Annotated in this window: 19 protein-coding genes; 11 read left to right on the top strand and 8 right to left on the bottom strand. The window is 60.2% G+C overall.

What is annotated here, in order from left to right; genetic code table 11:
• The 3 genes from N5A92_RS18105 to rfbF are packed head-to-tail and all read right to left on the bottom strand — an operon-like array spanning position 1 to position 3,207.
• Positions 1–1,245 (bottom strand): DegT/DnrJ/EryC1/StrS family aminotransferase, encoded by a 1,245-nt coding sequence (locus tag N5A92_RS18105; RefSeq protein WP_260905194.1) that lies wholly within the window; start codon positions 1,243–1,245, stop codon positions 1–3.
• The gene (gene rfbG, locus N5A92_RS18100) at positions 1,236–2,384 is read right to left on the bottom strand and encodes a CDP-glucose 4,6-dehydratase (protein WP_260905193.1); all 1,149 of its coding nucleotides are present in this window, start codon (positions 2,382–2,384) and stop codon (positions 1,236–1,238) included. Before rfbG ends, N5A92_RS18105 begins: the two co-directional genes overlap by 10 nt.
• Positions 2,365–3,207: a glucose-1-phosphate cytidylyltransferase gene (gene rfbF, locus N5A92_RS18095; protein WP_260905192.1), complete on the bottom strand. Its 843-nt coding sequence runs from the start codon at positions 3,205–3,207 to the stop codon at positions 2,365–2,367. The genes rfbG and rfbF overlap by 20 nt, the downstream gene beginning before the upstream one ends.
• A gap of 474 nt (positions 3,208–3,681) precedes the next feature.
• Between rfbF and N5A92_RS18090 the strand changes: the two genes are divergently transcribed.
• Entirely contained in the window at positions 3,682–5,280 is a 1,599-nt protein-coding gene (locus N5A92_RS18090; RefSeq protein ID WP_260905191.1) for a hypothetical protein, read from the top strand.
• On the opposite strand, the gene N5A92_RS18085 is transcribed toward N5A92_RS18090, so the two are convergent.
• From N5A92_RS18085 to N5A92_RS18075, 3 genes are all read right to left on the bottom strand, one after another.
• Positions 5,225–6,358 carry a glycosyltransferase family 4 protein gene (locus tag N5A92_RS18085; RefSeq protein ID WP_260905190.1) on the bottom strand — a complete coding sequence of 378 codons (1,134 nt, stop codon included), beginning with the start codon at positions 6,356–6,358 and terminating at the stop codon, positions 5,225–5,227. The two genes, N5A92_RS18090 and N5A92_RS18085, sit on opposite strands and share 56 nt — an antisense overlap.
• Positions 6,359–6,434: 76 nt before the next feature.
• Entirely contained in the window at positions 6,435–7,094 is a 660-nt protein-coding gene (locus tag N5A92_RS18080) for a response regulator (RefSeq protein WP_260905189.1), read from the bottom strand.
• Entirely contained in the window at positions 7,094–8,197 is a 1,104-nt protein-coding gene (locus N5A92_RS18075) for a sensor histidine kinase (protein ID WP_260905188.1), read from the bottom strand. The genes N5A92_RS18080 and N5A92_RS18075 overlap by 1 nt, the downstream gene beginning before the upstream one ends.
• An 826-nt stretch (positions 8,198–9,023) precedes the next feature.
• On the opposite strand from N5A92_RS18075, the gene N5A92_RS18070 reads away from it, so the two are divergent.
• Positions 9,024–10,400, top strand: coding sequence for a pectate lyase (locus N5A92_RS18070; RefSeq protein ID WP_260905187.1), 1,377 nt, complete (start codon positions 9,024–9,026; stop codon positions 10,398–10,400).
• Positions 10,401–10,431: 31 nt separating this feature from the next.
• On the opposite strand, the gene N5A92_RS18065 is transcribed toward N5A92_RS18070, so the two are convergent.
• A complete protein-coding gene (locus tag N5A92_RS18065; RefSeq protein ID WP_260905185.1) occupies positions 10,432–11,721 on the bottom strand; it encodes an O-antigen ligase family protein in 1,290 nt (429 codons plus the stop codon).
• A gap of 122 nt (positions 11,722–11,843) precedes the next feature.
• Here N5A92_RS18065 and N5A92_RS18060 point away from each other — a divergent pair, with 122 nt between their 5' ends.
• Positions 11,844–14,090, top strand: coding sequence for a GumC family protein (locus tag N5A92_RS18060; RefSeq protein WP_260905184.1), 2,247 nt, complete (start codon positions 11,844–11,846; stop codon positions 14,088–14,090).
• A gap of 40 nt (positions 14,091–14,130) precedes the next feature.
• Here N5A92_RS18060 and N5A92_RS18055 read toward each other — a convergent pair whose 3' ends face one another.
• Entirely contained in the window at positions 14,131–15,315 is a 1,185-nt protein-coding gene (locus N5A92_RS18055) for a glycosyltransferase family 4 protein (RefSeq protein ID WP_260905182.1), read from the bottom strand.
• A gap of 118 nt (positions 15,316–15,433) precedes the next feature.
• Between N5A92_RS18055 and N5A92_RS18050 the strand changes: the two genes are divergently transcribed.
• From N5A92_RS18050 to N5A92_RS18015, 8 genes are all read left to right on the top strand, one after another.
• A complete protein-coding gene (locus N5A92_RS18050) occupies positions 15,434–16,786 on the top strand; it encodes a polysaccharide biosynthesis/export family protein (protein ID WP_260905181.1) in 1,353 nt (450 codons plus the stop codon).
• A 30-nt stretch (positions 16,787–16,816) separates the two neighbouring features.
• Positions 16,817–17,509 (top strand): sugar transferase, encoded by a 693-nt coding sequence (locus tag N5A92_RS18045; protein ID WP_260905180.1) that lies wholly within the window; start codon positions 16,817–16,819, stop codon positions 17,507–17,509.
• Positions 17,506–18,423: a methionyl-tRNA formyltransferase gene (locus N5A92_RS18040; protein ID WP_260905179.1), complete on the top strand. Its 918-nt coding sequence runs from the start codon at positions 17,506–17,508 to the stop codon at positions 18,421–18,423. Before N5A92_RS18045 ends, N5A92_RS18040 begins: the two co-directional genes overlap by 4 nt.
• Positions 18,420–19,136, top strand: a complete 717-nt coding sequence (locus tag N5A92_RS18035) for a PIG-L deacetylase family protein (RefSeq protein ID WP_260905177.1) — start codon at positions 18,420–18,422, stop codon at positions 19,134–19,136. The genes N5A92_RS18040 and N5A92_RS18035 overlap by 4 nt, the downstream gene beginning before the upstream one ends.
• Before the next feature lie 158 nt (positions 19,137–19,294).
• The gene (locus tag N5A92_RS18030; RefSeq protein ID WP_260905175.1) at positions 19,295–19,717 is read left to right on the top strand and encodes a hypothetical protein; all 423 of its coding nucleotides are present in this window, start codon (positions 19,295–19,297) and stop codon (positions 19,715–19,717) included.
• A gap of 58 nt (positions 19,718–19,775) precedes the next feature.
• The gene (locus N5A92_RS18025; RefSeq protein ID WP_260905173.1) at positions 19,776–19,925 is read left to right on the top strand and encodes a DUF5989 family protein; all 150 of its coding nucleotides are present in this window, start codon (positions 19,776–19,778) and stop codon (positions 19,923–19,925) included.
• A 15-nt stretch (positions 19,926–19,940) separates the two neighbouring features.
• A complete protein-coding gene (locus N5A92_RS18020) occupies positions 19,941–21,773 on the top strand; it encodes a carbamoyltransferase family protein (RefSeq protein WP_260905280.1) in 1,833 nt (610 codons plus the stop codon).
• A gap of 76 nt (positions 21,774–21,849) precedes the next feature.
• On the top strand, positions 21,850–23,172 hold the full coding sequence (locus tag N5A92_RS18015; protein WP_260905172.1) for a hypothetical protein: 1,323 nt from the start codon (positions 21,850–21,852) through the stop codon (positions 23,170–23,172).
• Positions 23,173–23,205: the final 33 nt, after the last annotated feature.

Genomic DNA, 23,205 nt, shown 5'->3' with positions numbered 1-23,205 from the left:
TCACACTCCCATTTGAACCGACCGAACAGGTTTCACGCTTGTTGCCGGACGCGCGGTTGAAAAACGCTTCGCAAATTCGCGGAAGGAGCCATGGACATGATCCAGTTGTTCGGCGGTGAGGCCATGATGGCAGGCCAGAAGAATGCCCCCTCGCATGACATCGTCGGCCACGGGATGACCGCTTGCCTCTGTCCGGTATTCGACATTGGCCATGGCAGGCTGACGCAGGATGTTCCCGGTGAAGATCGGGCGTGTCTGGATGTTCCTCTGCTCGAGAAAGATCTGCATATCGCGACGGGAAAAAGGCGCGCCGCGCCTGACCGTCAGAGGGAAGGCGAGCCAGCCGGTGCGCGATCCAGACAGTTGCCGCGGAAGCACGAACCAGTCCTCATAGTCCTTGAAGAAGGCGTACTGAGCCGCGAAGTTATGCTCGCGCGCGGCGATGTTCTGCTCCAGCCGGTCGAGTTGGACCAGTCCGAATGCTGCGCCCAGTTCCGAGGGTTCGATGTTGAAGCCGAGTTCCTCAAAGACAAATTTGGCATCATACTCAAAACCATCGAGCTCGACATTAAAGCGGTTCTCTATCGTCTCGGATTCGACGAAAAGTGAGGAGGCCCGTCCCCACGAACGCAGAAGCAGCGCACGGCGGGCAAGTGCGTCGTCATTGACGCAAAGCATGCCGCCGTTGCCCGCGGCCGTAATAACATGCGAACCATAGAAACTGGTCGTGCTGATGTCCGAGCGGGTTCCCGTGCTCGTGCCGTTGAGCGTTGCGCCGAGCGTGTCTGCGCTGTCCTCAATGACGATGAGCTTGTGTGCTTCCGCAATGGTGCGGATGCGATCCCAATTGGGCAAGTTCCCGATGAGGGAGGGGATCATCATCGCTCGTGATCTGGGTGAGATAGCACGCTCGATCGCCGTGACATCAATATTGTAAGTGCCCTCGGCGGCATCCACAAAGACTGGAATCAGGCCCTTTCTGACGATCGGGGCGACGGTCGTCGCGAAGGTGAGGGCAGGTGTGATGACCTCGGCCCTGAGTGGCAGGTCGAGTATTTCGATAGCTAGGTAGTTCGCGGAAGAGCCGGAGTTCACCATGACCCCGTGCCGCTTGGCAAAAAGTGCAGCGACGCGCTCCTGCATCCGCCGCACTCGCTCGCCCATCTGCGTCGAGGATCGCAAGACCTCCAGGACGGCGGCGATTTCGGCTTCGCCGTGGACGGATTGGCCGTAATTCACGCGCATGAGGCGTCCCTCATTCCTTGTCCGTGCATGGGGGTGGCTTCATTGGTTGCGGCCCAACGCATGGCATATTCGCTGATCTGCTGGTCAGAGAACGCTCGCATCCGATGTGGTTCCCGGCAATATGCACGGTACCAGTCGATGGTCATCGCGACCGCTTCGTCCAGGCGCAACAGGGGCTTCCAACCCAGCTCCACGCGCGATTTTGTGCTATCGAGACGCAGCACAACCGATTCCGGCGGTTCACCCTCTTGGCGCTCCACCAAATAGTCGGGGCACTCCCCCCGCCACCTTGAGAGCGCCAAATCGGCAAGCGTGCCTACATTGACGTCGGCATCCGCGCTGGGGCCAAAATTCCACGCTCCCGCGAAGCTGCGACCATGATCGAGGAGACCGGCGCCCAGCATCAGATAGCCGCGGATCGGCTCGAGCACATGCTGCCAGGGGCGCACATTGCCCGGATTGCGAATCCGCGCCGGTGTACCGGTGCTAGCCGAACGAGCCAGATCGGCAACCAGCCGGTCGCTCCCCCAATCTCCCCCGCCAATGACATTGCCCGCGCGCACCGTTGCAAGCTGCGCGCCGCCGGCATCGCTAAAGAAAGAGGCTCGGTAGGCCGCCGCAACCAGTTCTGCGCAACCCTTCGACGAGCTGTAGGGATCCCGACCGCCCATCGGATCGTTTTCGCGGTAAGGCCAGACCCATTCCCCGTTCGCGTAGCACTTGTCGCTCGTGACGACGATTACGCCACGCAGCGACGGCATCCGGCGTGCCGCTTCCAGGACCACAGCCGTTCCCACGACATTGGTCATATATGTATCGACCGGCGCCTCATAGGACGTACGGACGATCGCTTGTGCGGCCAAGTGAATCACAAGGTCGAAATCAAGTTCGCCGATGGCCTCGCGCAAACCGCTTTCCGTACGGATGTCGCCGATGCGGCTGCCAATGAGGTTCTCGATGTCGACAGCTGTGCAGAAGGACGGCCTTGTTGGCGGCAGTGCGACGCCGACGACAGTGGCACCGAGGCGGCTTAGCCAAAGGGACAGCCATCCTCCCTTAAAGCCGGTGTGCCCAGTGACGAGCACGCGGCGGCCAGCGAATGTCCTTACGAGGGCGGTTTCATCCAGAGTTGCGCCCATGGCCTGCAATCTCGAACAGTGGTTTGGGAGTGCTACAGTGCGAGGCATCGCTTTGGTCGAACTGCAGCCATGGAGGCTCCTCGGTTTCGCACAGGCCATCCAGGACGTCGCGATCGCGAATGGTATCCATCGGATGCCAAAAGCCCCTGTGCTTATAGGCAAATAGCTGTCCGTCCAGAGCCAGATTCGTCAGCGGCGATTTCTCGAGCGGCTCGCTCGGACCGGGGATATAGTCCAGAACGCCAGGTTCGAAGACGAAGAAGCCGCCGTTGATCCAGGTCTCGTACTTCCGGACCTTCTCGGTGAATTCAACCACCTGATCGCACTCGATTTCCAGATTTCCGAAGCGCGCGGGCGGCTGAACAGCCGTCACTGTCGCCAGACGGCCGTGCGAGCGATGGAACGCCAGAAGCGCTTCCAGGTCGATGTTGCCCAGACCATCGGAATAGGTGACCATAAAGGTATCGCGGTCGAGCCAGTCGCGCAGGTTCAACAAGCGACCGCCGGTCATAGTCGAAACGCCTGTATCGACGACCGAAACGTTCCAGTCCAGCGGTCGGCTCGGCCGCAGAATCATGGAGCCGTTTCCGAGTGCCACCGTAAAGTCCGCGGTGGACAGGTGAAAATTGTGGAAGAAGCTCTTGATCGACATGCATTTGTAGCCGCCCGCGACAATGAAATCGCGGAAGCCCCAGTGGCTGTATACGTCCATCACATGCAGAATGATGGGACGGCCCCCAACCTCCACCATCGGTTTTGGAATCCGATGCGTCTCCTCGGCCAATCGAGAGCCGAGACCTCCTGCGAGAAGAACAACCTTCATTTCGGCCTCGCGTGTGTTTGCCTGAGTGGAAGATCAGGCGACAACTCGAAATGCCCTGGTTCAGGAGGGCGTGCCTAATACAAGGGTATCTAATGAAATTCTTTCCCTACTACTAGCTAAGTTTTATACACATCATAGAACATTGTAGATACATTGTTCCATACAATTCGTCATTAACTTGAAAGCGAAGTTAGTTATATTCATTGCGCTTGATTAAGCGTACGACATGTCGTGTAAATCCACAAGGAACGCTGTCGTCAGGTAAAGCCCTTTGCAAGAGTCAGGGTTAGCGCTGACTGGCTTTTTTGGCCCCATGCGGCTACTCGGGGGGCAGGTTGCTTATTGTGTAGCTGGCCTTCAATCAGCGGGCTGTGCCGGCATGGTACGGGCGTGGTTTGTGATGGTGGTTCGACAGGACCGCCCCTGGTGCAGGTGCCGTCCCTACCGGGGTTCGCGGGTTATAAAGGAACCGCCATGCACACGCTGATCAAACATCGAGAGGAGACAACATCGACCCTGATTGCCGGTGCGCTGGCTGTCGCTTCAGCTTATCTGGTCGTCTCTCTTGCCGTTCGGATCATGAACTATGATCTCCGGCGCGACGAAGCGCTTTATGTTCCGCCAATGCGTCTGCTGGACGAAAGCACGCTTTACAAGGATTTCTTCTATAACCACGTCCCGGGTTCCGCCTGGTGGTTTTATGGTGTTCGGCAACTCACCGGGTCCGACCACCTGCTGATGAACGGCCGCCTCGGTGTTCTGGCCGGGTGGTTCATTTTCGCCGCAGCGATCGGATTCATCAGCTTTGCGCTGACGCGCTCGCGCCTGGTCAGCTGGTGCATCGTCGTGCTATCCGTGCTCAACCCGCTGTTCCTCACCGAGACCGGAATGACGGCAACGAACAATCTTCTGCCGCTACCATTCTCGTTCCTGGGCATCGGTCTCTTCATTCTGGTGATGCGCAGCAGCCGCCGGCGGCTTGTTCTGACAGGCGCGGCGGGACTGTGCTTGTCGGTCGCAGTGGTGTTGAAAATCAGCGCCGTGGCGTTCGTTCCGCCGGTCGCCATCGCGGCTTTCTTCTTCCCGCGTGCATTGAGTTTTCCGGATCGCATCAAGCATATCGTCCTGCCCTTGGCCATAGGCGGGCTGGTCGGCGGCCTACCGATTCTGTTCTATCTCGTCTCGGATCCGGCACGCTTTCTCGCGCACGTGGTCGGTTACCACACTGGGCCGCATGCCCGCTATTGGCAGGGTGGAGGAGAAGGTGCCGCGGTATCGCTGGCGGAGAAGGTTCTGCTTGCCCGCGACATTTGGTTGTCCAACGCTGTTGCTGTCTCGCTTGTGGTTGTCGTAGCCATGGTCCTTACGGGCTCACAATTGGGGATAGCGCTTCGTCGCACCGACTGGCTGCTGTCTTCCGGCCCAGTGATTGTCGTTTTTGCGGCACTTGCATCCAGCGTTTTCCTGAGCTTCGTCCCCACGCCGGCCTTCCCTCAATATTTCGCGCCGCCGCTCATATGCTTGCCGTTGATATTGGCGTTGCTGTTTGCCGGGCTCGATAGCAATGCACGGAAACAGGTGTTGCCGGCGGTTGTGGCCGCGACGATCGTCGTGCTGGCGATCAGTATTCCGCGGCTTTCCCAGTTCATAGGTACAGCCGTTCATCCACAGCACTGGCTCGTAAGCCGTGTCCATGACGGCGGTATGGCCATTGCGCAGCTTCTTGAAAAAGCTAGAGTCCAGGGGAAAGTGGCCACGCTGGTGCCTATCTATCCGCTGGAAGGTGGCCTTGAGGTCTATCCCGAGCTTGCAACAGGACCGTTCGCCTATCGCACTGCCGACCTCACCCCGCCCGATCTCGCCCGCTTCTACCGCATGACCTCGCCCACGAGGGTTAGGCAGCTTCTCGATACTGACCCGCCGGCAGCGCTGCTTCTAGGCTTCGATGCCAGTCTTGAAGCGCCGTTGCTGGCCTATGCCGAGAGCAACGGCTACGTCCCGGTCGAGAACATTGGCATCACGAACAGGTACGGCACTGGCCTGCTGTATGTCCGCCCGGCGCAAGGGGAATGACTGAGCGGAACCGCGTTGCGCGAAAGATCACCTCATCCCACTGTGCAAGCACGGATGCTTTGGAATAGCGCGCAGAGACAGCAGGGCCAGCTTCCGCCAGTTTGCACCTGAGGGCTGCGTCCGCGACGAGGCGGCGCATCGCGTTGCCGAGCTGGACGACATCGCCGGGCGGGATGAGCAGCCCCACCTCGTTCTTGAGGATGTCCGAAGGCCCCCATGGGCAGTCGAATGCGACCGTGGGTATTCCGGCTGCCAGCGCCTCCAACAGGACGTTCGGAAATCCTTCGAAACGCGAACTCAGCACGAAGACATCTCCTTTGGAGATCCACTCGGCCGGGGAAGTGGTTACGCCCGGCATACTGACACGCTCGGTCAGCCCGAGATCCCGCGCCTGCCGCTCGAGTGCCTGCCGCTCCGGCCCCTCGCCGAAGATGGTCAGGGTGACGGTTGCAAGATCGTCCGCCACCGAACGGAACGCCTGAAGAAGGAGGTCGAATCCCTTCTGCTTGTCCAGCCGTCCCGCGGCGATGATCCGCATCTTTTCGTCAGGAATGGGGACGATTCCGTTCGGAAGGGTGACGGGATTGGGTATCACCATCGCCCGGGACCGCAGCGCCGCGGGAAGGGCGGCGCGAGCGTCTTCGGTCTGCATGACAAGACAGACGGCTTTGCGAGCGGCGATCGGGCTGATCAGGCGCCAGAGGGGGTTCTTCCTTTGCAAGAGAAAATTGTTGCGCTCGGACATGACGATGGGTGTCTTAAGCCCGAGAGTGGCCAATCCCACAAGTGCGTTGACCTTCGTTAAGAACGCGACCACAAGGTCGGGTTCAAGGGCCCGGAGCTTTCTGCGAAGCTGCAGCAACCGCAGGCTCGCCGTCGAAAGGGAGCTTGCTCGCCGTGCGCCCAGGGTTTCGATGCCAATGTGAGGCGCGTAAGGATAGTAGGATTGTGTGTCTGCGGCGTTGACGGCGAGGATGCTAACCGTATCACCCTGGTCGCTGCGGTGATGGGCGAGGAGGTTCACGATCTTTTCTGCGCCGCCGGCGGTGAGACCCGACAGGACGAATGCAATCTTCACGAAACCCTCATACTTTCCGCAGTGCCTCTGCTCGCCTGAAGCCGAAGGTCGCTGCCGGCGCGTGCTGTTGACCAGCTTAGGTGATGTTCATCCACCCATGCGTAATTGCGAAGCGGACGATCTGCGCGCGGGAGTGCAGCTTCAGCTTTTCGGCAGCGCGCGCCTTGTATGTCTCGATCGACTTGACGCTGACCTTCGTATGCCAGGCGATCTCTTTGTTCGAGAATCCCAGCGCCACCATGCGCAGGACTTCCTGTTCGCGCGCGGTAAGTCCCAGGTTGTTCCCTAATTTCGATAGCGCCGGATTATGCTCCGTCGACGATGTCATTTCACATGTGGTCGGAGGATCCAGGAACAGCCCTCCCAGCATGGCCGAACGGATTGCGAGGAGGAGGTTCTGTCCCGCCGATCGTTTCTGGACGAAACCCTTGACGCCCACACGAAGCGCCTGCTGCACATAGGTTCGCTCTTCATAAAGCGTCATCATGACGATGTGGGATCGGCAGCCATTTCGCAGAAGCTGCTCTGCGAGAACGAGACCGTTTATGTCGGGAAGAGACACGTCTAGGATGATGACATCCGGCTCGATCTCTTCGATAAGGGCGGCGGCTTCCTTTCCGGTGCTGGCTTCGCCGACGGAGACGATGTCGGGCGAGGCTTCGATCAGGGCGCGGACGCCGGCAAGAACGACCGGGTGGTCATCGACGAGAAAGGTGCGAATCGACTCCGTCGCCATCACCGGTTCCCCAATGCTTGGCTTGCGCCTTTCCGAAGAGGGATTGTGATGAGCACGCATGTGCCTTTTTGCCGAAGGCGGCGGATTTCCAGCTCTCCTCCAACCTCGGCGAGGCGCTCGCACATCCCTACGATGCCGTTGGGACCCCGCGGGCTGCGGCGTCCCAGCGCAGGCGCTGCGCATAGGCCCGGCCCGTCATCTTCGATACGCAATCGAAGTGACCAGACAGCCAGGCGAAGCCGGACCTTCACCCGAGACGCGCCCGGGGCGTGCTTGGCGACATTGGTCAGGGCCTCCTGAACCCCCCGGTAAACCACCTCCGCTATGGCATCGCTTGGTTCGATGCCAGTTTCTGCTCGGCATTCGAAAACGGTTGTGATGCCTGTGTTGCGCCCCCAGTCCCCGAGGAGCTTCTTGAGTGCAGGAACGAGCTCGTTGCCAGATGGCACCCCGCAGCATTTTCCTGCCGAAACGGCTTTGAGTTCTTCGCCGAACCGCACGATGATGGAGCAAAGTTCCCCAAGCGAAGAGCGCAGGCTCGGTTCTACAAAGCGATGCTCCAGAGCCGCCAACCGAAGCATGATCCCGACGAGGTGTTGTCCGACATGATCATGGATGTCACGTGCTATGCGATGGCGCTCCTGTTCGACGGCAAGCTGAACAACGTCATATGCAACGTGCTCGTGGCGAACTGGACTAGCGACCGTCGCGCTGGACACGAACCGACACGATTCGGCCGCATTCACGGGCAGGCCAGGGCTTGCGGAACCGGTGATGGAGTGATCATGCATCCGCGCGATCGATTGTCTCCCGCGCAGCGAACCCCGCCCTTTATTGCAAATCATGGAGCGGTGTCCGTAGCCGCTGGCCACGCGTTCGCCATTTGTCCACGGCCACGGTGTAGCGCCGGAATTATCCGCCGCATGTCCGCCGCCATATCGACGATCGGGTGGACCGGCCGTCTCCACAGCGACGGCAATTGCGAAATGACTTGAGCAGGTCCGACTTTTGCCTTCTGTTTGGTGCAATTGCCTGACGAGATCCTCGGAACCTGACTTGTGCAGGTGAAACTTGCCGGCGCGCTTTATAGGGGTAGGACGCATGGCTGCTGCCCCTTCGGTTCTGCCCCCTCCCATTCCCTCGTACCCTAGCGTCGGGAAGACTACTCCTGCTGCGTGGTGGTGGCTACTGACTTAAGGGGGCAGGTCGTAGGCAAAAAGAGCTATTGAAACTTATCGTTCCACGTCAATTTGAAGTGCATAATTCCTTAAATACTTTTGGTTGTCAGGTTTTTCCGAAGAAGTGATCTTCTTTTGCTGAATTAGCCGACGGTTTCAGCGCGTGCCTTCGGAATTTCCCGATTCGCGGGTGTTGTGGGCCATTTTTTGTGTTGCCGCTCGCTTTCGACCGATAACAAGCGGCGTCGGAGCAACTATGACACCCTGTCAGGTTACCGCCAGTCTCGTCAGGTTTTTAACGCTCCTAAGTGCCGGTGGCTCGGGCTATCTTTGCGGTGCAGTCTGCGTGCAGGCGAACGAAGACAGGCAACTGCTTCGGTGACGTAATCGTCCCCGCCTGTCCTCCTTTGTCGATGCACATCAAGGAGAGCCAGGGCGCTTCGCGAATGAAAATGCGCATCATCACGAATACCGGGGCGGAAGCGATGCTGTCAAGGCTGTTGCGTGTCTCGGCATGCGGAGAAGTCGCGCTGCGGTTGCAGGCCGACGGTGGGGGCGAGCTCGAGGCGTCGGTTCTCGGCCGCACTTCCGGTCGCGGAAGAGGCTGACAATGAGCGGAAACGGCCGTCCTATCTACTCGAAGATCCTGGCGGCAGTCGCCGGATTTGCCCTTCTTTCGGGCAGTGTCTTCTATTCGGTCGACCTCTCGACGGTCGGGCTGTCACAACTGACGGAGCGTTCCTTCGGCGCATTGACCGGCTCGAAGAACAGCGTGGCTCAACTTTCTCCCAGGTTGTCGGATGGCAGGCAGCGGGCTTTTCCATCGGCTGAAGGTTTCGGCGCCGCCGCCAAGGGAGGGCGCGGCGGCCGCGCCATCTTCGTCACCAGCCTCAAAGACAAGGGCGAGGGTACTCTCAGAGCCTGTATTGAAGCGCCAGGCCCGCGTACCTGCGTGTTCCGAGTCGACGGCACGATCACCCTGGAGGAGCAGTCGCTCGTCATCCGCAATCCGTATATTACCATTGCCGGCGAGAGTGCGCCCGGTGACGGGATCGCCATTCGCAACGGTCCGAAGCAACTGCGCCCCTCGCTGGAGATCCTTGCCCATAACGTCGTCATCAGACATTTGCGCCTGCGTCCGGGCCCGCATGCGGAAGAGGCATGTTGTTCAGGCGCCTTGGGGCTCTATGGCAAGGACGCAACCGACATCATACTCGACCACATCTCGGCAAGCTGGGGATCGGACGAGACCATCGATTCCGAGGGGGCTACCAATGTCACAATACAATGGAGTTTCATCTCCGAGCCGCTGCTGGACGGTGGCCCTGGCAAACGCAACCGCGCGCGCAACATGTATTTCGTCAAAGGCGGCAACATCTCCGTGCACCACAATCTGTTCGCGCTCGGCAAGTTTCGTAATCCACTGTTCCAGTTGAGCGATCCCGGCGCCGTGGCGGACGTGGTCAACAACATTCTATATTCGCCCAAGTGGCTCTACGTCATCAGCTTTAGCGATCGCTGGGCCGCGGTCCGCGCCAATGTGGTCGGCAACTACAAGATTGCGGGTTCGAACGAGCAAGACGACCATCTGGTCCACCTTTTCGAGGAGGGCGATGGCGAGTTTGCGCTGCATCTGCAAGGCAACATCGATGAAACCTACCGACCCGATACGTCCATGCCTGAGGATCGGGTGATCGACGAAGACATGCGTCGCTTCGTGGTTTCCAACCCATTCCCGACCGAGTATGTGCGCGCCGATTCGGCGCAGGAGGCCTATGACGAAGTGCTTGTCGGCGCCGGGGCGGTCCGACCGGCCCGTGATGCCGTCGATTTGAGAATAGTCGATGCGGTCCGTACCCGGTCCGGAGCCCTTTTGAGATCCAATCCAGAAAAGGTCGGTGGATGGCCCAAGCTCGTTTCGGCTTTGCCGCCGGCCGATGTCGACCGTGACGGGATGGCGGATGCATGGGAACGCTCGATCGGTTTGCGCCCTGACGATCCCAGCGATGGCCAGCGTGACCTCGACGGCGACGGCTGGACCAACCTAGAGGAGTATCTCCATGAGCTTGCAGGTGACAGTGTGGGGATGCGTTCGGCAAAGCTTAATGTTCGCCGACACGGTGACTAGCCTCGCACCGATGCCGGCCCTGCATAGGCCCTCAACGCCGTTTCCTTCCGGTTGGGGAATACTGCTGCCTTGGTCGTCCGAAGTTGAGAAAGGCGACAGACGGAGCGACCGACAGGAGCACCGGGATTGCCCAGAAACGGCCATAAACATGCGGGGCAGCGTTGATAAGTATGGCAAAAAGCGTGATGGCAGAGAAACCGCATATGGCCTCGTACCGGCCTTCACGCCGACGCCACGCCATCCACACTGTGATGGCTGCTCCCGACAGCATGATGATGAAACCGATCAATGCCGGCCCGCCCCCTTCGTTCCAGATGAGCAGGTAGACATTGTGGACCGGGCTGCCATAGTCGCTGATCTCCCGATACTGATCGGCACCGTAACCGAGCAGCAGAGCCTCTCCGCCGAGACGGATTGCCTCCTCGTTCAGCAGCATCCGGTCGGCGAACGTGCCGGCCCCACTCAGGTCTCCACTTACCAGACCGCTCAGGACTCGCTTCTTAAAAACGGCCGGCAGCATATCGCGAAAGGCCGGTGCACCGAGCAAGCTCCATATGGCGGCAAAGCCTATGGCGCCGATGAAAATGCGCTTTGGCGTCAGGGTGGAAAGGAGAAAGGTGCTCAAACCGAACAACATTCCGTAGAGCGCTGTGTTCGAGCCGGTCAACATGATGCCGTAGCCGAGAAGAATCAGAACGGGTATGGCGACGACGTTCTTCATCAGTCGCATCGCCGTCATCGACAGCACCATCGGAACAGTCAGGGCGAACAAAGCCCCGCACTCGTTTTCCCGTTCGACGAACCCCTGCAGACGACCGCTGCCGCTAACGAAAAGGGTGTTGGTTTCCCCGACGATGTTGACGACATAGATGCCGTGTATCGCCATGACCACCATGGACACCACGAACACCTTCATCAAAGTGATGGTCTCGTCCCACGGGCGCGCAAGGAAAACGATGGGCAGCAGAAAATAGGCAAACAGGTACTGCAGCGACAGGATCAGACCGCGGTCGACCACACCCACAAGCAGGCTACTGACCAGCAACGTGCCGACCATCATCACGAGACCAAAGATCCAGAAGGCTGTTCCGGGACCGAGCGGTTTCAACCGGATAGTTCCATTGAACGCCATGGTCGCCAGGCAGAGACAGGTGAATGCGTCGCTGGCTGTGAAGTAGAATGCCGGCAGTTTCAGAACATTCATGGGAGCGAGAAACACCACTGCGCAGGCGAGCGCAAATTCCAGCTTGCGGGCGGCCGCCAACGGGGCAGGCATCGCCCGGGGCACTGGCGTTCGCGGCCAAAGGTGGGTCTGCTCCATGATGGCGGCTCAAGATGCGTCAGAGCATGATGCATATCAATAAGTGAAATATAAGTCAAATTTGTTTATAAAAAACAAGCGTAGTCCCTTTATGGGCAAGTAGCTACAGCGCGGGCGTCAATATGAATGATCCAACCGTCAGGAACAAGTTGGCTATCGACATGGATATACTGGATCGCGATGATCCAGGTAAGACGTATGGCGTAATTGGTTTCCGTGATGCTCTACGCCTTGTAATGCGAAGGAAGTACTTCATACTCTCATTCGTTCTGGTGAGCTCTGTCCTGATTGGCGTCGCAGTCATGTCGATGGCCAACACATTTACCGCGACCGCAACCCTAGTGTTGGAACGCAATGACACGAGAATGCTGGAGGCTGTCACTCAATTGGAAAGCGAGGAGCGCGATCGCGCCGCAATCGAGACGGAGATGGATATCATTTCGTCCCGGGTGTTTGTCGGTCGCGTGGTGAACGCGGCCAATCTGATCGAGCACCCCTGGTTCAACACCTATCTGCGCGAGCAAAGCGGCGACGCGACGACCACGACATCGGAGCACATCGTGGGTGCGGTGAAGACGGTGCTCGCGAAACTGCTTCCCTCCGGCTATTTCGCAGAGGGAAGCGGGCTGCCCAGCGAATCCGCACAGCGCGATCGCGCGATTTCGATGCTGATTTCCCGTATGTCGGTGTCGAGAAGCGGCGAGAGTTTCGCCGTGACCGTACGCGTGAGTACTCCCGATCCGGAACTCTCGGCGATGCTCGCCAACACTGTCGCAAGTGTGTATGTGGAGTGGTCGCGCGATCTCAAAAAAGAGGCCATGGCCGACGCGGTGACATTTCTGCGCGAACGTGCCGAGAAGATCGCAACCCAGATTGCCGATAACGAACGCGCAATTGCCGAATTTAGCCGCATGAACGCGCTTTCCTCCGACGAACGGGACGATTTGCTGCGCAAGCGCATCGATGAAATGAGCACGCAGCTGACCGCTGCACGCGTCGAACTGGCGTCGGCCCGCGCACGCCAGGAGCAAGCACGCCGTGTGCTTACCGGCACGCAGCCGGCAGAGGGAACGGCTCTGGATTCGACTCTGCTTAGTACCTTGCGCAGCGAAAAGGCCATTCTGGTGCGCGAACGAGCGCAGCATGCGTCTAATCTCGGCGCCAACCATCCGCAGGTCATCGATACCGACGCTGAACTGGGCAGCGTCGACGCCATGATCGAGCAAGAACACCAGCGCATTCTGGACGATCTGTCGGGTGAGGAGAGGATCATCAACGATCGGGTCGGTCAGCTTGACGCGCAGATTTCGCAAATGCAGGAAACCGTCCGCAAACGCAGTCTGGCGGAAATTAGGTTGCGTGTCCTGGAACGGGAACTGATCGCTGACCAGAAGATGCATGATCTGGTTGTCGCACGCCTAGGCGATCTGGATCCATTTTCCGAGATCACGAAGCCGAGCGCCCGGGTCGTTTCGGTCGCCGAGGTGCCAACGAAGCCTTCTTTCCCGCAGAAGGACCGCATCTTGGTAGGCGGGATCGGTGGTGCGATGGTTTTGTCGCTCATTCTAGCGATGCTGCTTGAAGCGGGAGACACGCGGATCCGGTCGGGGGATCGCATCCGCCAGGTCGCGCGGCTTCCGAATCTGGCGAACGTGCCGAGGTCACGCGGCTGGTTCCACCGAAGGACGCGAACAACGCGCGCGCTTGTTGAGCGGCCGCGCTCCATCCAGGCGGAGGCGTTTCGATCTCTGTACCTGGTTTGTCGCGCCCAACTAACCATTGCCAAGCCCGTTGTTCTCGTGACGGCGCCGTTGCCGGGTGACGGCGTGAGTTCGGTCGCGCTGGGCCTCGCTTGCTCTGCAGCGCGCGATGGTCTGAAGACCGTTTACGTCGAATTGGATCCGCGCCTATCGGATTTGGCCCGTGCCGGGGCTGACGTGCCGGCCACACCGGAAGAAAATTACTGCCTGACCAACGCGACCTATCCGGTTGTGGAGGTTGATGGACTGGACCGGCTGGATGCCGCAGGGCTGGATTGCGGTAGAGCACTGAAACGGTCGAAAGACATGCGACTTCTGATCGAGGGGCTGCGCGCTTCTTACGATCTGATCGTGATCGACTGCGCGCCCGTTCTGGTGACTGAGGATGCCAATTGGATGACGTCGCTGGTCGACGCTGTGCTGCTGGTCACCCGGTTCGGTCACACCACCGAGCAGGAACTGGCGAGCGCGGTATCACGCCTGCGCCTAAACCGGGCACCGCTGCTCGGCACCGTGCTCAACGGCGTGGATCCGCGGCTGCAGACGGGCGAGGATTCCTTGGGAGCCATGAGCTATCCACGGCAGGCGAGGGCGTACCTTGGCACATAGCTTCGTTCAACGTCCGATGGATGGGAGAAAGTCGGAGCGGCTATGCGCCGGCATCGAGAAGTTCCATCTTCTCCAGCAGGAGACGGTTTACGATCCTTACGTCGAACCCCTCGCGCGCGATCTCCAAAGAGCGCCGACCCATTTGCCGGGCCAGGCGAGGGTCGTCGATGAAATGCTTCATCGCAGCGGCGAGTTCCACCGGGTCGCGCGGCGGCACGATAAAACCATTTTCGCCCTGCACGACCGTCTCCCGGCAGCCGGGCGTGTCGGCGGTGATGACGGCACGCCCTGTCGCCAATGCCTCGAGGGTGCTCCGCGGAATGCCCTCGCGATAGTAGGAGGGCAGAACGAACACGGTGCAGGCGGCCAGAAATGGCCGTACATCAGCCGCTTCTCCCAGATAGTCGACTACGCCCTCCGCCGCCCAGCGGTCGATCTCCTGTCGCGAGATGGCAAGCGGACCGGGGTCAAGGCGCCCCAGGATTTGAAAGCGGGCGTTCGGATGTTGCGCGCGCAACCGCCGTGCGGCTTCGACGAATTCGACAATCCCCTTGTTGCGGAGAAGCCTGGCTATCATCAGGAACACGGGATCACCGGCCGGCACCGCGACGGGGGGGAAGTGGTCGAAATCGACGCCGGATCCGGGTACGGACACGATGCGGGTGAGATCATCGACCATCCTGCCGGCAAGGATGTCGTCCGCATCCGCCTGGTTGTAGACGAACACCCGTCCGTGCCCGCGCAAGGCGAAGCGATAGAGCCTGATCGCGACAGCACGGATGAGCGACAGGCGCGAGCTTTTGGCGTCCTGGCTGAAAATGTAGCCAAGTCCTGTGACCAGCGCGTGGCGCTCCTGGATACCGGCCAGCCGCGCCGCAATGAGCCCGTAAATGATGGGTTTCATCGTGTAGCAAAGGACAACGTCCGGCGAAATCCTGCGAAGGCTCACCCAGAGCGCAGCCAGCGTTTTCATATCCTCTACGGGGTTGACGCCGGCCCGGGCCATGGGGATCGGCATGAAGGCGACGCCGATAGTAGCCAGGGCCTCGATCGTCGGGGCATGGCGTTCAGGGCCCAGCGCTACCACCTCATACCCATTGTCCACCATGGCTTGGAGGAGCTTGAACCGGAAATTGGCGAGCGAGACCGTATAGCTGCAGACGACTGCGATTTTACGCCGTTTTGCGGCCGCGTGGGAGGAGGCGAATCCGACAAACCGATCCATGAAATGTCCTCCAGGGCTGAAGTGATACCGGATAAGCCGCCCCTACAATTCCTTTACTGCCAGTATTTTCACCATGAGGAATATGTAAAGTCATATTTTAGTAGTAGTGTGTTCCGCTATGTTATCTTCGAGCAAAAAAATGAAAATGGAGATTGATATGAATATCTATAACAACTCCGGATTTTCTTGGTTGCGCCTTCTGCTCTTCAATATATTTACCATTTGGGCCGGCTTTTCGGTGGCAGACTCGCTCGATATGGTCGGCTATGCTCTTGCACCCGGAGACACGGTGAAGTTCGACATCCTGGATGATGAGAAGGATCCGATCGAGCTGCCGATCGCGCTGGATGGATCAATCCAGGCGCCCTATATCGGCGCGGTTCCGATAGCCGGGCTTGCCATTTCAGGGGCGCTAAAGGAGCTGAGCCGACGCTATTCCGATCAGCAGATCTTTGTCGCGCCGAAACTGGCGTTGTCCGTGGCGGCGTATCGACCGATCTATGTTATGGGCGATGTGCGCCAGCCGGGTGCTTATGATTTCAAGCCGCAGATCACGGTGGAAAAGGCTGTTGCGCTGGCCGGCGGCCAGGTGATCGCCGCGGCTGCCGACGATCCGGTTCTGGCCCGCGCACGCATCCGCGGCGAGCTTGAGGCGATTGAGGCCAAAATCGTTGGCGCGGCCTTGTCATTCGCCAGGTTGACGGCACAGCTTGCCGGCCGAGATGAACTTCTCGACGAGGACGTCCCCACGATAGCACGCCCCTACATCACTGGACCGGTCGCCGCTTCATTGCGTGGGGTCGAGTTGCGAATCCTTACAGCCGGCAATGAGAGCTTTGCCATGCAGGAAGGGGTCCTCATGGCGAATCTGGAAGATGCACAAGACGAGATCGCCTTGCTCGAGGAACTTGGGCGGAAGGTGGAAAGAGCCGTGGAACTGAGCCGTGCAGATCTGGAACGCGCGCGCGAACTCCAGCGGCGCGGCATTCAGACATTGACCGAGGTCTCCAATGTCGAGCGCCAAACGGCCATGGAAGAGATCCGACAGCTCCAGGTTCTGTCAGATCTCTCGGCAGCCAGAAGAAATGTCGGCACGCTGAAGAGCCGACTCGCGGAACTCGTGCAGCAGCGCCGTGTCGGCGCCTTGGTCGAACTGCAGATCCAGAACACCAATCTCGCCACCGCTATCGCCGCCCGCCGGGCGGCAGAGGAACAGCTCGCTCTTCTTTCCAGCATGACGGTGGAAGAATTGGCTAACAACAACGAGATCGTCCTTGACTTCACGATCCGACGGCAGACCGACGATGGCCTCGTAGAGCTCTCCGCAGCTGCGACCACGCCTGCTGCGCCGGGCGATGTAATCGTCGTGAGAATGATCGGGGGGAGCACAAGACCAACCGCGGCAACGCTGCCGCGGAATGACGGTGCTTCGCGCGAAGATGCAGGGGCGAGCATTTCTGCGGTCCGCTAGCCGAGCCGTGTAGGCAAATAGGAGCAGGACATGACGGCATTAGCCAGGATCGGCAAACGGACTACCGCCAACGTCTACAAGACGAGCACGGCGTGCATGCAGCGTGTTGCCGCATTGGCGGCGCTGGTGATCGTCGCGATACCAGCCACTATGACGGCGATTCTCATCTGGATTTCCGTTGGCCGGCCGCTGCTGTTTCGCCAAGTCAGGATCGGAGCCGGGGGGCATTTGTTCACCCTTGTCAAATTTCGCACTATGCACGACCTCCGCGGTCCCGACGGACAGCTTCTGCCCGACCGTCTGCGCGAAACCGCCGTGACACGTATCATTCGCTTTCTGCGCTTCGACGAGATTCCGCAACTGCTGGCGATCCTCAACGGCCACATGAATTTCATCGGTCCGCGTCCGCTACAGCCCTGGACGGTCGCCAAGTTCGGTCACCTGGGAACGGTGCGGAGCCAGGTCCGCCCCGGTCTGACCGGCTGGGCGCAGGTGAACGGCAACACGCGCCTTTCGGACGTCGACAAGCTGGCTCTCGACATCTGGTATATCGACAACCATTCGGCTGCGCTCGATACTTGGATAGTTCTTCTCACGGTCGTCACTCTGCTGCGCGGAGAACGCATTCGCGAAAAACCTTTGGCGCTGGCGCGAGAGCGGCTTGCCGGCCGGTCCACCATTGCCGTTCAAGGCGACGTGGTAGCCGACGGAGGAAATTCATGAAAACAGCGTTCATTGGAGCGGTCGAGGGGTCTGCTATCGCGCTGGAGGCGCTCGTGCGTGCTGGTCTGACGCCCAGGCTCGTCGTGACACTGCCGCCGGATGCAGCGCATCGGCATTCTGACTATGTCGATCTTGCCCCCCTGGCCAATGAGTTCGGCAGCACGCTTCTTTATACCACGGACGTGAATACACCGCCGGTGCTCGAGGTGCTGCGCACGTTGGAGACGGATCTGGCGCTGGTGATCGGCTGGTCGCAGATCTGTGGTCCGGCTTTCCGTTCCAGCGCGCGCATCGGTGCTGTGGGCTTTCACCCGGCCCCCTTACCACGCATGCGTGGGCGGGCGGTGATCCCTTGGACCATTCTTCTCGGGGAGACTACGACTGCGGCATCGCTGTTCTGGCTCGACGAGGGTGTCGACTCCGGCCCGCTTCTCCTTCAGGAAACGATTGATGTGGTGCAAGACGAAACGGCCCGGACGCTCTACCTCAAGCAGACCGGCGCCCTCGCACGCATGCTGCCCAAGGCCATGGAACTCGTTCGTTCCGGCAATGCACCGCGGATCGAGCAGGATCATGCGCGTGCCACCTATTGCGCAAAGCGGACCTCGGAGGATGGGCTGATCGACTGGCGCCAGCCCGCACAAGCCGCTCTCCGCCTCATCCGTGCAGTGGGCGATCCCTACCCCGGGGCCTTCACCGCCTATAAGGCGCACAAGCTTATCGTCGATGCTGCAGAGCCATTCGCCGATTCCCATCGCTTCATCGGTTTGCCCGGCCAGGTGGTAAGCGACACGCAGCGGGGCTTCGTCGTTCGCTGCGGTGACGGCGATTGCCTTCACATCACCTCCTGGAGGTTGGACGGGGAGGCTCGCAAGCCGCGCCTGCATTCCAAACTGGGGATGAAAGTTCCATGACCGATCCGTTGGCGTTCGGGCGGACCCTAGTGGTTGCGCCGCATCCTGACGACGAAATCCTCGGTGTCGGCGGCACGATCGCGAGGCTCGCCCGCGCCGGAGAAGACGTGTTCGTGGCAATCGTGACCTCCGGCCGCCCGCCCACGTTCTCGCCGAGTCAGATCGCGACGGTTCGCGGCGAAGCCGAGCACGCCCACGCGCTGCTTGGGGTGCGCAGGACATTCTGGCTCGATTTTCCGGCCGCGGGCCTGGCGGACACGCCCCATTCGGAGCTCAATTCCGCGCTGCAAAAGCTTGTCGTGCAGTTGCGCCCGGCAACCATGCTCCTGCCGTTCGTCGGCGACATGCATCTTGATCATCAGTTGAGCTTCGCTTCGGCGCTCGTGGCGGCGCGGCCGCACCAAGCCGACTATCCTGAACGGATCCTCGCTTACGAAACGCTGTCGGAGACCAATTGGAACGCGCCTTACCTGACGGCCGGATTTCATCCCAACCTCTTCGTCGAAATCGGCGAAACCCTTCCATTGAAGCTCGAGGCAATGGGCATCTTTGAGACGCAACTGAAGGCTTTCCCGCACGAGCGGTCCCTGGAAGCGCTGAAGGCGCTCGCGCTTCTGCGCGGTGCCACGGTGCATCTGCCCGCCGCCGAGGCCTTCGTGCTGGTTCGTCATGTCGTTCAACGCGCAAGAACGGAAGCTGCCGCAGGGGTTTAACTGACATGCGTCGGGCTTCGCGCGCCTTTGCACCGCTTCCACGTTACCTCAGGATGACCGTGCCGAGCCGGGAAGTCGGGTCGCCGTGCAAGCTACGCGCGGGGGCAGAGCCGTTGCCGAGGAAAGAGCCTGGATTTTCGGTCAGGGAGGAGCCGATAGTGGCGCCGCACGAAAAACTTATAGAGGACAGGCCGGAGGGCCCGTCCAACCGCAGCTTCGGTTTGACGGTGGGCGGTATCCTCCTTGTGTTCGTGGCCGTGCGGTGGTGGTTCGTGGGTCATCTCACTGCCATCACGGCTAGCCTGACTAGCATCGGCGCGCTTCTGATTTTGCTGGCTGCCGTGGAACCGGCCGTCCTGGAACGGCCGAACCGGCTCTGGACCGCGCTCGGGATGTTTCTTTTCCGGGTGATCAATCCGGTCATCATGCTGGCCATCTATGTCACGACCTTCGTCCCGATTGGGCTGATCCAGCGCTGGCGGGGGCACGACCCACTTGGCCGCAAGGACGGCAGATCGCGCGATAGCTACTGGATTGCGCGGCCGCGCGCCGATGCGTCGAAAATGCGCAATCAATTCTGAAGGAATGGCGGGCGGCGAGGCACGCCAATATGGGCTAATCGGTGAGAGAGGCTGGACAATGGAACTGGTTCGCGAACTGTGGTCATACATGTCCGATCGCAGGAAATTCTGGTTACTGCCGATTTTCGTGATGCTCGGCGTATTCGGCGGTCTGATCGTGCTGACACAGGGCACAGCCGTGGCGCCCTTCATCTACACCTTGTTCTGACGGGGCATGAAAACCGTGCGGATTCTGGGGATCTCGGCGTTCTACCATGACAGTGCGGCCGCCCTCATAGAAGACGGGCGGATCGTCGCTGCGGCACAGGAAGAGCGCTTCACGCGCCGAAAGCACGACCCGGGCTTCCCCGCCAATGCGGTGCGCTATTGCCTGGCGGAAGGCGCCTGTGCGATCGACGATATCGACCACGTCGTCTTCTACGACAAGCCCTTTCTCAAATTTGAACGACTGCTCGAGACCTATCTCGCGACGGTGCCGGGCGGCTTCCGGTCCTTCCGCGCCGCAATGCCGGTGTGGGTCAAGGAGAAGCTCTTCCAGAAAAAGGGACTGCGGCGGAAGCTCGGCGAAATCGCCGGCTCCAAGTCGTGGGACGGCTCTCTGCTGTTCAGCGAGCATCACGTGGCCCATGCCGCCAGCGCGTTCTTCGCTTCGCCCTTTCAGAACGCCGCCGTGCTCACCATGGATGGGGTAGGGGAGTGGTGCACCACATCGCTCGGCCATGGCAACGGCAAGCGTCTCGACCTGCTCAAGGAGATCCACTTTCCGCATTCCCTGGGGCTCCTTTACTCGGCTTTCACCTACTACACCGGGTTCAAGGTCAATTCCGGAGAATACAAGATCATGGGCCTGGCACCATATGGCCGGCCCCTATACGCCCAGGCCATTCTCGACCATCTGATCGATCTGAAGGCGGATGGCTCGTTCTGGCTCGACCAGCGCTATTTCGACTACTGCACGGGCCTGACCATGACGTCGTCCGCTTTTCACGAGCTCTTCGGCGGCGAACCGCGCAAGCCCGAGTCGCCCCTGACGCAGCGCGAAATGGATCTGGCGGCCTCGATTCAGGCGGTCACCGAGGAGGTCGTTCTAAGACTTGCGACGTTCGCGCGGCGCGAGACGGGCGAGCGCCAGCTCTGCCTTGCGGGGGGCGTTGCCTTGAACTGCGTTGCCAATGGCCGGGTTTTGAAAGAGGGTATATTCGACGACATCTGGATTCAGCCGGCTGCCGGAGATGCAGGCGGTGCGGTGGGGGCTGCTCTGGCCGTCTGGCACCAGTATCTCGACAAGGATCGGGCGCCCAACGGCTGCGATTTAATGGAAGGCGCCTATCTCGGCCCAACCTATTCGCAAGAGGAAATCGAGCAACGGCTCACCGCGGCCGGTGCCGTCTACGGTGTCCTGTCCGATTCCGAGCTGATATCGACGACCGTCAGTGCGCTTATGGAGGAGAAGGCTGTCGGCTGGATGCAGGGGCGGATGGAGTTCGGTCCGCGCGCACTGGGCAACCGGTCCATCCTGGGCGACCCACGCTCGCCGAGAATGCAGAAGACGCTTAATCTCAAGGTCAAGTACCGGGAAAGCTTCCGCCCCTTTGCCCCTTCCGTGAGGCGCGAGGACGTGGCCGAATGGTTCGGCCTGTCCACGGACAGCCCCTATATGCTGCTTGTCGCCGACGTTCGTGAGGAGAAGCGTGTGCGGCCCAATCTGGACGAGGAGGCGTTGTTCGGGATCGAGCGGCTGAACGTGCCGCGCTCCGACATTCCGGCGGTTACGCATGTGGACTATTCGGCACGGGTTCAAACCGTGCACCGGGAGACCAATCGACGCTATTGGGAGTTGCTAACGACCTTCAAAGAGCGGACGGGGTGCCCGGTGCTGGTCAATACGAGCTTCAACGTCCGCGGCGAGCCGATCGTGTGTTCACCGGAAGACGCCTATCGGTGCTTCATGGGAACCGAAATCGAGCGGCTCGTGATCGGCAATACCGTCCTGCGCAAGGAAGACCAACCCGCCGCGCTCATGAGGGATTACAAGGAAGAGTTCGAGTTGGATTGATGCCGCTGTCCGGCAGGTTTTCGGCTGAGCGGAGTCTTGGCCGATTCCATGAGAGCCGGCGGGCAGGGGAGCCAGGATGGTGAAGCGTATCCGTCTGCCGATGGCGCGGCGGCCCTTTTATCGCGAGGCGGATACACGTTCCGCGATGGTCAGCCCCCTTGAACTCTCCACCGAGACGGCTGTCGCCGGCACGAGGCATGACACCGGCTCTGCGGTCGAGACACCAACCGGGCGTGTCGGCCGCAAGGCGCGAGGCAGGGCCGCCGCAATAGCGGGAAATCTTCTGCTCCTGGGGCTCTCGATCGCCTTTGTGGTGGCTCTTTTCGAGACGTTTCTGGCGGCGTTTCCGCAGTTTCAGGTCCAGGCCAATGAAGGCAAATACCTGTTCTGTTCGCCACCTTATACGCGCCATGTGGAGCATCCCGTCTTCGGCTATACCGAGTCTCCCGGCGCGAGCTACTTCGAGCGAAATAGCCGGCTCGACCCCTGGTACTACGTGCGGGTGAACGAAGAAGGGTTTCGGGACAATCAAAGCCACGACGGCGAACGGGTGATTGTCCTTGGCGATTCCATGCTGCGGGGAACGCTGGTCAACGAGCACGAGACCTTTGCCAGCCTGATGAACCAATGGCATCCCGACATGGGATTTCACATCTACGGCGTCGGCGGCTATGGCCAGGCGAATACCCTCGAACTCTATCGGGACAAGGGAGCCACGCTGCCGCACCGGCTGGTGATCCAGCAGTTCACCTTGCCCAACGACCTCGACGACAATGTTGAACGCGCCAAGCGGGCAGGGGACGGCATCGAGGTTGATTTCGAGAAGATCACGGCCAAGACAACCGAGAGCACCATATTCCTTCTCGAGGTGCACAAATTTATCTGGCGAGTGAGCAGCCTCTACCGCATCGTCTACAACTTCTCCATTCGCTCACATTTCGAAAACTGGGATGCCCGTCGCGACATCGACAATGCGCTGGAGCTGACGAGGCGCCTGCTTGTGGCGCTGGCAGAAGCAGCGCGGGCGAACAATGCCGATCTGCTTTTGCTGGCAATCCCCGGCTGGCCGGAGATCGTCGGCAGGGACGACGGCATGGCCCCGGAACGTCAGCGGGAAATGCTGCGTGCCTTCGTCTCAGAGACGGCGAATGCACATCTCCTCGACGTCACGCCGCGGCTGGTGGAAGCGGATCCGTCCCGCACCTACGGTGTCATAGACAAACATTTAACTCCGTACGGTCACTTCCTCGTGGCGGAGGTTCTCGACCAATGGATGGAGGAAGGCTGGCACGGCGGGCCGGGCGGCATCGCGTCGGAGCGGGAGTTCGTTCAACAGCCGGCTATCTCGCCGGACTGTTCGCTGACGGATGACTATCTGGAGTGGGTGCAGCCGATCTAACCGGCCACCTCGCCCCAATCAACGCCCCGCCGA

It is taken from the genome of Chelativorans salis, from assembly GCF_025336525.1.
Lineage (GTDB): Bacteria > Pseudomonadota > Alphaproteobacteria > Rhizobiales > Rhizobiaceae > Chelativorans > Chelativorans salis.
Note: the sequence above shows the minus strand (reverse complement) of the source record. Positions and strands in the feature narration are given on the sequence as shown.